Genomic DNA, 11,585 nt, shown 5'->3' with positions numbered 1-11,585 from the left:
ATGAAGCTGGTCTCTGCCTGGCTGCGGATTCCATTCTGGCAGCGCGTGGTCGGTGGCTTCGTGCTCGGCGCGCTGGCCGGCTGGGCGCTCGGCCCGGCCGCGGAAACGTGGTTCGGCCCGCTCGGCGAGCTGTACGTCACCCTGATCAAGATGATCGCCGTGCCGCTGGTGTTCTTCGCGGTCATCAACGCAATCTCGTCGCTGCACGGCCAGAAGTCGGTCGCCGCGCTCAGTGGCCGCACCTTCCTGTGGTTCGTGATCACCGCCGCGTTGGCGGTGTGCGTCGGCCTGGGCGTGGGTACCGTGCTGCAGCCCGGCGCAGGTGGCCTGCAGCTGTCGATGGCCAGCAACTACGTGCCGCGCGAAGTGCCCAGCGTGGTGCAGGTGCTGCTGGACGTGGTGCCGGCCAATGTCTTCTACGCGCTGTCCGGCATCGGCACCAAGGTCAATGCGGCCGGTGAAACCGTGCTGGCTGCCGGTCGCGGCTCGATCCTGCCAGTGATCTTCTTCGCTGGCCTGGTGGGCTTTGCCATCGTCAAGCTGGGCGAGAAGGTGACCGAGGCGCGCAAGCTGGTCGGGCAGATGAGCGACATCATGATCCAGGTGACCCGCTTCGTGCTGGAAGTCACCCCGATCGGCACCTTCGGCCTGATTGCCGGCCTGGTCGGCAGCTACGGTTTCGAGAAGCTGCTGCCGCTGGGCCACTTCGTGCTGGCGCTGTACGTGGCCTGCGCACTGCACATCGTGGTGGTCTACAGCGCACTGCTGCTGGCGCACGGCCTGAACCCGTTGAAGTTCTTCCGTGGCGCGGCGCCGGGCATGCAGGTCGCCTTCGTCAGCTCGTCCAGCTTCGCAGCGATGCCGGTGGCGTTGCGCTCGATCACCCACAACCTGGGCGTGAACAAGGACTACGGTTCGTTCGCGGTGCCGCTGGGCGCCAGCATCAAGATGGATGGCTGCGGCGCGATCTACCCGGCGCTGTGCGCGGTGTTCATCGCGCAGTACAGCGGTGTGCCGCTGACCCCGGAGCAGTACGTGGTGGTGCTGATCGCCTCGGTGCTGGGCAGCTTCGGTACCGCCGGCGTGCCGGGTACCGCGGTGATCATGGCCACGGTGGTGCTGAGCGCAGCCAATCTGCCGCTGGAGACCATCGGCTACCTGTATGCCATCGACCGCATCCTGGACATGATGCGCACGATGACGAATGTGACGGGCCAGATGCTGGTGCCGGTGATCGTGGCCAAGGAAACCGGCCTGCTTGACCAGGCGGTGTATGACAACCCGTCCAGCAATGTGGGTGTGGATGATCCCGACCCGACACCGCCACGCGCCTGAGGTTGCGTGGAGATGAAAGGCCCGCCCTGAACGGCGGGCTTTTTGTTTTGGAGCTGACTGGCGCGGTGCCGATCAGGGTAGGTCCCCGGTAGATCCACGCCATGCGTGGATGGCCGCAGTGCCGACCAACGGTCGGCACCCACTGGGGCAGATGGCGCAGTGCCGGCCAAGGTCGGCACCCAGTGGGGGCGCAAACAAAAAAGCCGCTGCAGGGCAGCGGCTTTCTCGTGTCAGGCGGCGCGGTGGCGCCAGCGGGTCAGAGATCGACCCGGCGGGCCTGCATGAACTTGTTGCCCCAGTAGCCGCTGAGCAGGGTGTCCACGCGGACGTCCTTGCCGGAGCTCGGTGCGTGCAGGAAGCGGCCATCGCCAACATAGATGCCGACGTGGTCGACGCGGCCCTTGCGGCCGAAGAACACCAGGTCACCGGCAGCCAGTGCGGTGCGATCATTGATCAGTTCGGCGTTGTCATCGTGCGCCATTTCGCGGGAGACGCGCGGCAGCTCGATACCCAGGGCCGAGCGGAACACGTAACCGACCAGGCCGCTGCAGTCGAAACCGCTGTCCGGGTTGCTGCCACCCCAACGGTACGGGGTGCCCAGCAGGGTCATCGCGCGGCGCAGCAGCGATTGCACCTTGCCGTTGTCGGCGGCGGTGCCGACAACGCTGCCATTGGCGGCGCTGCTGGTGTCGTAGTTGGCGAGCAGGCGGCTGAGATCACCGGCCACCACGGCCGAGCGGTCCATCAGCGGAATGGTGTCGTTGGCAGCCAGGTGCGGCAGCAGGGCGGCCAGCGTGGCGCTGGCGGCGGCATCGACGCGGCTGCGCTGCGGAGCGGCAGCCTCGGCCTTGGCGGCCGGTCGGGCGGTGCTCTCGGCCACCGGGGCCGGGGTCACATCGGAACGGTTCGGAGCAGTCTGCGACCAGGCCGGAAGGCTGGTCAGGCACAGTGCCAGGCCAAGCAACAGCGGGCGGGCACTACGTGAAGATACGGAAGTCTGGCCTTCGCTTTTCAGGTCGTCAGTCGTCACGCGTCGGTCACAGGAAAAAAACGATGGGGCATCATGCCCTGTAAAAGCGGCAATAAGTTAAAAATTCCGTTAGAAAATCGTTAGTTGCATGGTGATGTGCGTCACAATTTTGAACATATCGCCTGTTCATCTTAGCGAAGGACGCGTTTCGCCCCGGTGTAGTGGTCCTTCCAGTACGGACCGCTGAGCGAGTCCAGCCGGACCGTGCCACCGGTGCTCGGCGCGTGCACGAAGCGCCCTTCACCCACATAAATGCCGACATGGGTGACGCTGCCGCGGCTGCCGAAGAACACCAGGTCGCCGGTGGCCAGGCGCTGCGGGTCGATCTTCGGGCCCTGTACCGCCGCCAGGTCGCGCGAGGTGCGTGGCAGCTTCAGGTCCAGCATCTCGCGGTAGACGTAGGCGACCAGGCCGCTGCAGTCGAAGCCGGAGTCGGGGGTATTGCCGCCATAGCGATAGGGGGTGCCGACCAGGCTGATGGCGCGCATCAGCACCGAGTTGGCGGCCTCGGGATTGTCCGGCACGGTCTTCGGCCAGTTTGCGGTTGGCGGTGGTGGCGCGGGACGGGTGGCCTTGCCGCCGCCGCAGGCGGTCATCAGCAGGGGCAGGACCAGCAGCAGGGCCGGGGCGAGGAACCGGCGGGGGCCGGACGAAACTGGCGTGATGTGCATGATCTCCGGATAATGCGCCACCTTGGATTGGCCGTCATGATGGCGGCGTCCCCGCCGGGCGACAACCCGCCCCAACCCGCCTGCCTCCGGCAGATCCAGACAGAGTTGCGCATGAAGATCGAAAAAGACCGCGTTGTCCGCTTCCACTACACCGTTTCCGAAGTCGGCCAGGAGCCGATCGAATCGTCCAAGGACCGCGGCGAGCCGCTGGCGATCCTGATCGGCCACGGCAACATCATCCCGGGCCTGGAAAACGCCATGATGGACAAGGAAGCCGGCGCGACCTTCAGCGTCGACGTCAACGCAGCCGATGCCTACGGCGAGCGCCGCGAGGGCCTGTCCCAGCGCGTGCCGAAGAAGCACTTCGGCAACACCAAGCTGGCTCCGGGGCAGCAGGTCGTGCTGCAGACCAACTTCGGCCCGCGTGCGGTGACCGTGCAGAAGGTCGGCATGAGCGTGGTCGATGTTGACCTGAACCACCCGATGGCCGGCAAGGACCTGCACTTCGACGTGGAAATCGTCGATGTGCGCGAAGCCGGCAAGGAAGAAATCGACCACGGCCACGTCCACGGCGACGGCGGTCACCAGCACTGATCGCAGTGCGATCGTGATGGCAGCAACGGCCCGCTTCGGCGGGCCGTTGCGTTTGTGGAACACGGCGCGGCCATCCATGGCGCGCAGGCCGGCGGCATAATGGCGGACCTGCCCGACGGACGCCCTGTGAACGCCGCTTCTCCTTCCCTGCAGCCGGTGGCTTCCGGCGAACGCATCGCCGTGCTTGACGTGCTGCGCGGTGCTGCGCTGCTGGGCATCCTGCTGATGAACATCGAGGCCTTCAGCGGGCCGCTGGACCTGGCGTTCACCGGCATCGACGTGCACTGGCAGGGCATCGACTACTGGGCCGATGCCTTTGTCTACGTGTTCGTGCAGGGCAAGTTCTTCACCCTGTTCTCGTTGCTGTTCGGTGCCGGCTTCGCGGTGATGGCGCAGCGCGCTGAGGCCGCCGGGCGCGACTTCACCCCGTTCTACCTGCGCCGCAGCGCTGGCTTGCTGCTGATCGGTCTGTGCCATGCACTGCTGGTCTGGTCCGGCGACATTCTGGTGATGTATGCACTGATCTCGTTGCCGCTGCTGGCCTGCCGCGAGGCGCCACGCAGCTGGCTGCCGTGGATGGGGCTGATGGTCTACCTCGGCGGTGTGGCGATGATGCTGCTGGTCGGCGCGATGGTGTCGATGGCTTCGGCCGAAGATGTGCAGGGCATGCTTGCCGAGGCGCAGCGGAGCACTGAGCTGCAGCGGCAGGTGTACGGGCAGGGCAGCTGGGCGCAGGCCAATGTGCAGCGCCTGAATGAGTTCGGTACGTCGATGGGGGCGCTGCTGATCACCGGCCCGGAAGTGCTGGGCATGTTCCTGATCGGCAGCTGGTTCGCCGGCAGTGGCGCGCTGGCGGCGCCGGAGCGCTTCCCGCGGCTGTACGCGTCGCTGCGCTGGATCGCGTTGCCGCTGGGCCTGCTGGTCACGTTGATCGGCGTCGCCTGGAAACCCTACCTGGCACCGGGCGCCTACAACCTTCCGGTGACGGCGGCGATGGGCCTGGTGACCATAGGCGGCCTGCCGATGTGCCTGGGCTATCTGGCGTGGATCGTGCACTGGCGCACGCGGCTGGCCTGGCTGGCGCCGGTGGGGCGCATGGCGCTGACCCATTACCTGGCGCAGTCGCTGGTCTGCACGCTGCTTTTCTATCACTACGGACTGGGATGGTTCGAGGTGATGCCGCGCAGCGTGCAGCTGCTGTTCGCACTACTGCTGTTCGCTGTGCAGGTGGGCATTTCGCACGCGTGGTTGCGCCGCTTCCGTTTCGGGCCGATGGAATGGCTGTGGCGTGCGATGACCTACCGGCAGTGGCCGCCGATGCGGCGCGGGGCCGGGCAGGGCTGATCGATGCAGGGCGCGCGCGAGGATGTGATCGTGGTCGGCGCCGGTGCCATTGGACTGGCCGTCGCGCTCGCGCTGCGCGCACAGGGCCGGCAGGTACGCGTGATCGACCGTGGGCGTGTCGGCGGCGCGACCTCGCATGGCAACTGCGGCACCATCACCCCCAGCCACGCGCCGCCGCTGCCAGCGCCTGGCGTACCGTTGCGCGCGCTGCGCTGGATGCTCGATCCGCGTGCGCCGTTGTACGTGCGTACGCGACTGGACCCTGCATTGTGGCGCTGGCTGCTGCAGTTCAGCGCACGCTGCAATGCCCGCGACTGGCTGCAGGCCACGCACGCCCGCGCTGCGCTGCTGAATGATTCCCGGCTGCGTCTGGCCGAGTGGGTGCAGGTGCATGCGCTGGACTGCGAATTCGATACCCGTGGTCTGGACTACGTGTTTGGCGATGCCCGCAATTTCGATCACCACGCCGCCGAGTGTGAGGCACTGAACGCGCAGGGCATCGCCACGGCGCGCATCGACGGCGCCGACTATGCGCGCGACAATCCAGCTTTCCATGATCGCATTGCCGGCGCGATCCACTTCCCCGGCGATGCGCAGCTGCGTCCGGACCGCTACACCGCCGAACTGGCACGCGTGCTGCGTGCACAGGGCGTGGTGATCGAGGAGCAGGCGGACATGCAGGATTTCAGCACCGACGCGCAGGGTGTGCGCGTGCACGTCGGCGAACGCACGCTGCACGCACGCGAGCTGGTGCTGGCCACCGGACCGTGGTCGCCGCGCTGGGCACGGCAACTGGATCTGCGCGTGCCGATCCAGCCCGGCAAGGGCTATTCGCTGACCTGGTCGCGACCGGTGCAGGTGCCGCAGCGCCCGGTGGTGCTGAAGGACCATTCCGTGTTCGTGATTGCCTGGCGCGAGGCGTTACGACTGGGCGGCACCATGGAATTCGCCGGTGCCGACCCGCAGCTGCGCACGGCCCGCCTGCAGGCCCTGCAGCAGGCCGCCGACCGCTACCTGCGCGCGCCACGCGGTGCGCAGCTCCAGGAGCAGTGGTGCGGGTGGCGCCCCATGAGCGTGGACGACGTGCCATTGATCGGCCGCGCGCCCGCACATCCTCACGTCTGGCTTGCAGCGGGGCATGGCATGCTCGGCATCAGCATGAGCGCCGGCACCGGCCAGCTGATCGCCGATCTCGTCTGCGGCCGCACGCCAGCGATCGATCCTGCCCCTTACCGACCCGAGCGATTCCGATGAGCACTGCACCCTATGATTACGACCTGATCGTCCTTGGCGGCGGCTCCGCCGGCCTGGCTGGTGCGATCCGTGCCGCGCAGCATGGCAAGCGCGTGGCAATGCTGGAGCCCGGTGAGCTGGGCGGGACCTGCGTCAATGTCGGCTGCGTGCCGAAGAAGGCGATGTGGCTGGCGGCCGACCTGCACGAGCGCATCGGCCTGGCCAGTGCGATGGGCTTCGATGTTCAGGCGCGCCCGGCGCTGTCGTGGAAGGAACTGGTGATCCATCGCCAGGCCTACATCAGCAACATCCACACCAGCTACCACAAACGCCTGGATGAGACCGGCGTGGTGCGCATTCCGGCGCGCGGCCATCTGCTCGATGCGCATACCGTGGCCTGCAGTGATGGCGTGCGTTACAGCGCCGAGCACATCCTGATCGCCACCGGCGCGCACCCGCTGCGTCCAGATATCCCCGGCGCGGAACTGGGCCTGGTCTCCGATGATTTCTTCGATCTGCGTGCGGCACCGGCCGAGGTGGCGATCATCGGTGGCGGTTACATCGCGGTGGAGCTGGCCGGCCTGCTGCAGGCACTGGGCAGCAAGGTGAGCCTGCTGGTGCGTGGCCAGCGGCTGCTGGATCGCTTCGATTACGAGCTGACTGATCAGCTGGCCGAGAACCTGAAGCAGCAGGGCGTGCGCATCCATTTCGGCTATCGCCTGCGCGAACTGCAGCGCGATGGCGAACGCGTACGTGCGTTCGGCCATGACGGCCCGCTCGACAGCGTGTTCGACGCGGTGTTCTTCGCCACCGGCCGCCGCGGCAACAGTCGTGATATGGGCCTGGAAGCGCTCGGCATCGGCATTGGCGAACACCAGCAGGTGCAGGTGGACGAATGGCAGACCACCAGCGTGCCGAGCGTGCACGCGGTGGGTGACATCGCCGGCAAGGTCGGCCTGACCCCGGTGGCGGTGGCTGCTTCGCGACGGTTGATGGATCGCCTGTTCGGTGGCCGCCCGCAGTCGAAGATGGATTACGAGAACGTGGCCAGCGTGGTGTTCTCGCACCCGCCGCTGGGTGCGGTGGGCATGAGCGAGGAAGAAGCGCGCGCGCGTTTCGACCAGGTGAGCGTTTACCACAGCCGTTTCCGACCGATGCTGCAGGCGCTGGCCAACGGTACCCAGCGCAGCCTGTTCAAAATGGTCTGCGCCGGCCCGGAAGAACGCGTGGTAGGTATCCACCTGCTGGGCGAAGCGGCCGACGAGATCCTGCAGGGTTTCGCGGTGGCGGTGAAGATGGGCGCGACCAAGGCCCAGTTCGATGACACCGTGGCGATCCACCCGACCTCGGCCGAGGAAGTGGTGCTGATGCGCTGACCTGCGGTTGCTGCAGAGCCGAGCCCATGCTCGGCCGTCGCTCTTTGTAGAGTCGAGCCATGCTCGACTGCGGTGGAAAGACAGTCGAGCTTGGCTCGACTCTACAGGGCGGGCACCGGACGGCTCCGTGCGACAATGGCCGCCCCCGCGCTTTCCCCAGCCGCTCCGAGCGGCCCGCCGTCGTCCTGATGTCCAATCCCGCTTCCCGTATCGCCACCGCCTCCCCACGCATTGCGCTGGGGGGGATCGGCCTGGCCGCGATCGGCGCCATCGCTGCTTCCGGCAAGGCGATCATCGTCAAGCTCGGGCTGCGTCACGGCGTGGATGCCACCACGCTGCTTGCCCTGCGCATGCTGATGGCGCTGCCGCTGTTCGTTTTGATGGCGCTGTGGGCCGCGCGTCGGGCCGAACCACTGTCCTGGGCCGACCGAGCCCGCGTGCTGTGGCTGGGCTTCACCGGCTACTACCTGTCCAGCCTGCTCGACTTCCAGGGGCTGCAGTACATCAGCGTGACGCTGGAACGATTGATCCTGTACTTGAACCCGACCCTGGTGCTGCTGATCAACGTGCTGCTGGCGCGCCAGCGGCCGGGCCGATGGCAGATCGGCGCGCTGGTGCTGAGTTATCTGGGTGTGCTGCTGGCGTTCGGCCATGACCTGCAGCGCGAGGGTGGGCAGATCATCGTTGGCAGCCTGCTGGTGCTGGGCAGTGCGCTCAGCTATGCGCTGTACCTGTTCGGCAGTGGGCAGGTGGTCGCGCGTATCGGAGCGGTGCGGCTGACCGCTTACGCCAGCTGCGTGGCCAGCGTGCTGGTGCTGCTGCATTTCGCGGTGACCCATCCGCTGCCGTTGTTGTGGCAGGCACCGGCGCCGGTGCAGTGGTTGTCGCTGGTCAATGCCACCGTGTGCACGGTGCTGCCAGTGCTGGCGATCATGCTGGCGGTGCAGCGCGTGGGTTCGTCGCTGGCCGCGCAGGTCGGTATGCTGGGCCCTGTTTCCACCATCGTGATGAGCCTATGGCTGCTCGACGAACCGATGGGGCCGGCGCAGATCGCCGGCACCGTGCTGGTGCTGATCGGCGTTCTTCTGGTAACCCGCCTGCGGCGCTGACGCCTGAGCAGGCGCGCGCGCGCATCCTGGCGGTGATCCGCGCGATCCCGGCGGGGCAGGTGATGGGCTATGGGCAGGTGGCGCTGCGCGCGGGCCTGCCCGGGCGTGCGCGCCTGACCGCGCGCATCCTGGGCCAGAACGACGACCCGGACCTGCCTTGGCACCGCGTGCTGCGCTCGGATGGGCGCATTGCCATGGAGGAAGGTTCGGCTGGTTGGCGCGAGCAGTCACAGCGGTTGCGCGCCGAGGGCGTGCGGGTGGAGAACGGCCGGGTGCGGATGCCGGCGGCTGATCCGGCGGCGGCACTGGATGCCGCTGTGTGGGGGCCGGGCTGAGCACCGCTGGCGACTGAACAGGCCGCGCCTGCCGGTCGCCAACAAGACACGGTGCTGCGGCTATGATGGAGGCCGTTCCATGCCGGTGCTCCCATGTTCCCGCGACTGCCTACCGTCACCAAGGCCCTGCTGATCGCCAATGCGATCCTGTTCCTGCTGCAGCAGCCGTTCCTGCTCGGCATGCAGACCTTCGAGCCGTTCATGCTGCAACCCCTTCAGCAGGGCTTCGACGCATTCTCGCCGGGCGGCAACTTCCAGCCCTGGCAGCTGCTGACCTACGGCTTCCTGCATGGCAGCTTCGGCCATCTGTTCTTCAACATGCTGGCGGTCTTCATGTTCGGCGCGCCGCTGGAGCAGACCTGGGGCGAGAAGCGCTTCCTGCTGTATTACCTGGTGTGCGTGGCCGGTGCCGGTGTCTGCCAGCTACTGGTGGGCACGCTGCTGGAAAACCCGGCCACGGTGCTGGGCGCCTCCGGCGGCGTGTTTGGCCTGCTGCTGGCCTACGGCATGCTGTTCCCCAACCAGCGGGTGATGCTGCTGTTCCCGCCGATCCCGATGAAGGCACGCACCTTCGTGATCCTGTTCGGCGTGGGCGAACTGGTGCTGGGCATGACCGGCTGGCAGCCGGGCGTGGCCCACTTCGCACACCTCGGCGGCATGCTGTTCGGCTGGTTGCTGATCCGCTACTGGCGCGGGCAATCGCCGTTCAACAAGCGCCGCCCGCCTGGCCCACCGAAGCGCCCGAACCATCTGCGCAGCGTCAAATGATCCGAAGGATCATTTGACGCTGTAGGTGCCGACCGTTGGTCGGCACGCCTTGTCCCACGCGGGTAGGTGCCAACCTTGGTTGGCACGCTTTGAATGGGATCATTTGACGCGGTAGGTGCCGACCGTTGGTCGGCACACCTCTACCCATCCTGCAACACCACCTGCGCGGCATTGTGCCCGGGCGCACCAGTGACGCCACCACCGGGATGGGTGCCCGCACCGCACAGGTACAGACCGGGCAGGGCACCGCGATAGCCGGCCTGGCCGACCATCGGCCGTGCCGAGAACAACTGGTTGGCACTGAGCGCGCCATGGAAAATGTCGCCGCCGACCAGGCCGAAGGTGCGTTCCAGATCCAGCGGCGACAGCACCTGCCGACCGAGCACGCTGCCGGCAAAGCCGGGCGCATACCGTTCGACGGTGGCAATCATCAGGTCCGCCACAGTCTCGCGGTGATCATCCCAGTTACGCCCGTCGGGCAGTACCGGCGCCACGTGCTGGCAGAACAGGCTGGCCACATGCTGCCCGCGCGGCGCCAGTGAATCATCCAGCGTGCTCGGAATCAGCATCTCTACGATCGGTTCGCGCGACCAGCCTTCGCGGCGCGCATCCAGCCAGGCGCGGTCCATGTAGTCCAGGCTGGGGGCCATGATGATGCCGGCGCTGAGGTGATCGCCGGGGCCGGGCAGGGCACGGAAGTCCGGCAACCGCGACAGCGCCACGTTCATCCGGAAGGTGCCGGAACCGCAGCGCCAGTTCGTCATGCGTTCGCGTGTGGCAGCGGGTACCTGCGTTGGCTCCAGCAGCTGTTCGTACAGCAGCTTCGGATTGACGTTGGCCACCACCGCGCGTGCACGCAGGGTTTCGCCGTTGACCAGTTCCACCCCCACGGCGCGGCCTTGTTCGGTCAGTACCTGTTGCACACCGGCATCCACGCGCAGTTCGGCCCCGGCCTCGCGCGCCGCGCTGGCGATGGCCTGGCTGATCGCGCCCATGCCGCCGATCGCGTGGCCCCACGCACCCTTTACGCCATTGCACTGGCCGAATACGTGGTGCAGCAGTACGTAGGCACTGCCCGCTGTATACGGGCTTGCGTAGTTGCCGACGATGCCATCAAAGCCGAACAGCGCCTTGATCGGCTCGCTCTCGAACCAACGGTCCAGGTACTCCGCCGCCGACAGCGTGAACAGGTCCAGCAGTTCCTGCCGCAGTGGCGCATCCAGCGCCGCCAGTTCGCGGCCGAGTTTCCCCATCTGCCATAGTGCGGGCAGCGCACGCCAACCGCCTGCTACACCCAGGTCGGGCGGCGCGCGCAGGGCCCATGCGCGCAGTACGTCGGCGAAGATTTCAAGGCGTGCCTCGTACGCGGGCAAGCGCTGCGCATCCCGCTCGGAGAACTTCGCCACTTCGGCCTGAGTGCGGCCAGGTGCCGACAACAGATAGCGGTCGTCGGGCAATGGCAGGAAGTTGTTGGCCGGGCGCGCGACGATGCGCAGCCCATGCGCATGCAGCTGCAGGTCGTCGATCACCTTCGGCTGCAGTAGCGAGACCGTGTACGAGGCGACTGAATTGCGGAAGCCGGGATGGAATTCCTCGGTGACCGCAGCGCCGCCAAGAACGCCGCGACGTTCCAGCACCAGCACCTTCTTTCCGGCACGCGCCAGATAGGCCGCGCAGACCAGGCCGTTGTGGCCACCACCAACGATGATCGCATCCCAGGTCATCTGCACCTCGGAAAAAGGGGACGGAGGGGATTAAGTCGCAATTCGCATGGGGTCACCGGCAATGGG

The 11,585-nt window shown here is 67.0% G+C and carries 11 protein-coding genes; 8 read left to right on the top strand and 3 right to left on the bottom strand.

The annotated features are described in order from the left end of the window. Positions 1-1,335 (top strand): dicarboxylate/amino acid:cation symporter, encoded by a 1,335-nt coding sequence (locus ACZK3W_RS15980; RefSeq protein ID WP_006381938.1) that lies wholly within the window; start codon positions 1-3, stop codon positions 1,333-1,335. 256 nt (positions 1,336-1,591) lie between these two features. Here ACZK3W_RS15980 and ACZK3W_RS15975 read toward each other — a convergent pair whose 3' ends face one another. Further along, positions 1,592-2,365: a C40 family peptidase gene (locus ACZK3W_RS15975; RefSeq protein ID WP_005414115.1), complete on the bottom strand. Its 774-nt coding sequence runs from the start codon at positions 2,363-2,365 to the stop codon at positions 1,592-1,594. 131 nt (positions 2,366-2,496) lie between these two features. Continuing rightward, positions 2,497-3,036, bottom strand: coding sequence for a C40 family peptidase (locus ACZK3W_RS15970; RefSeq protein ID WP_110714359.1), 540 nt, complete (start codon positions 3,034-3,036; stop codon positions 2,497-2,499). Positions 3,037-3,147: 111 nt separating this feature from the next. Here ACZK3W_RS15970 and ACZK3W_RS15965 point away from each other — a divergent pair, with 111 nt between their 5' ends. The 7 genes from ACZK3W_RS15965 to ACZK3W_RS15935 all read left to right on the top strand — a co-directional run bounded on the left by ACZK3W_RS15965 (position 3,148) and on the right by ACZK3W_RS15935 (position 9,795). After that, positions 3,148-3,630, top strand: a complete 483-nt coding sequence (locus ACZK3W_RS15965) for an FKBP-type peptidyl-prolyl cis-trans isomerase (protein ID WP_049398704.1) — start codon at positions 3,148-3,150, stop codon at positions 3,628-3,630. 99 nt (positions 3,631-3,729) lie between these two features. Next, a complete protein-coding gene (locus ACZK3W_RS15960; RefSeq protein WP_125893980.1) occupies positions 3,730-4,974 on the top strand; it encodes a DUF418 domain-containing protein in 1,245 nt (414 codons plus the stop codon). A 3-nt stretch (positions 4,975-4,977) separates the two neighbouring features. Then, a complete protein-coding gene (locus ACZK3W_RS15955) occupies positions 4,978-6,228 on the top strand; it encodes an FAD-dependent oxidoreductase (RefSeq protein ID WP_197615833.1) in 1,251 nt (416 codons plus the stop codon). Then, the gene (gene gorA, locus ACZK3W_RS15950) at positions 6,225-7,583 is read left to right on the top strand and encodes a glutathione-disulfide reductase (RefSeq protein ID WP_197615834.1); all 1,359 of its coding nucleotides are present in this window, start codon (positions 6,225-6,227) and stop codon (positions 7,581-7,583) included. Before ACZK3W_RS15955 ends, gorA begins: the two co-directional genes overlap by 4 nt. 188 nt (positions 7,584-7,771) lie before the next feature. Then, positions 7,772-8,692, top strand: coding sequence for a DMT family transporter (locus ACZK3W_RS15945; protein WP_049423794.1), 921 nt, complete (start codon positions 7,772-7,774; stop codon positions 8,690-8,692). After that, entirely contained in the window at positions 8,689-9,027 is a 339-nt protein-coding gene (locus ACZK3W_RS15940) for an MGMT family protein (protein WP_223276966.1), read from the top strand. Before ACZK3W_RS15945 ends, ACZK3W_RS15940 begins: the two co-directional genes overlap by 4 nt. Positions 9,028-9,120: 93 nt before the next feature. After that, positions 9,121-9,795, top strand: a complete 675-nt coding sequence (locus ACZK3W_RS15935; protein WP_032128229.1) for a rhomboid family intramembrane serine protease — start codon at positions 9,121-9,123, stop codon at positions 9,793-9,795. 140 nt (positions 9,796-9,935) lie between these two features. On the opposite strand, the gene ACZK3W_RS15930 is transcribed toward ACZK3W_RS15935, so the two are convergent. Beyond that, positions 9,936-11,519: an FAD-dependent oxidoreductase gene (locus ACZK3W_RS15930; protein ID WP_197615835.1), complete on the bottom strand. Its 1,584-nt coding sequence runs from the start codon at positions 11,517-11,519 to the stop codon at positions 9,936-9,938. Between the last annotated feature and the right edge of the window lie 66 nt (positions 11,520-11,585).

The organism is Stenotrophomonas sp. 80084_Sma, from assembly GCF_056481995.1.
Note: the sequence above shows the minus strand (reverse complement) of the source record. Positions and strands in the feature narration are given on the sequence as shown.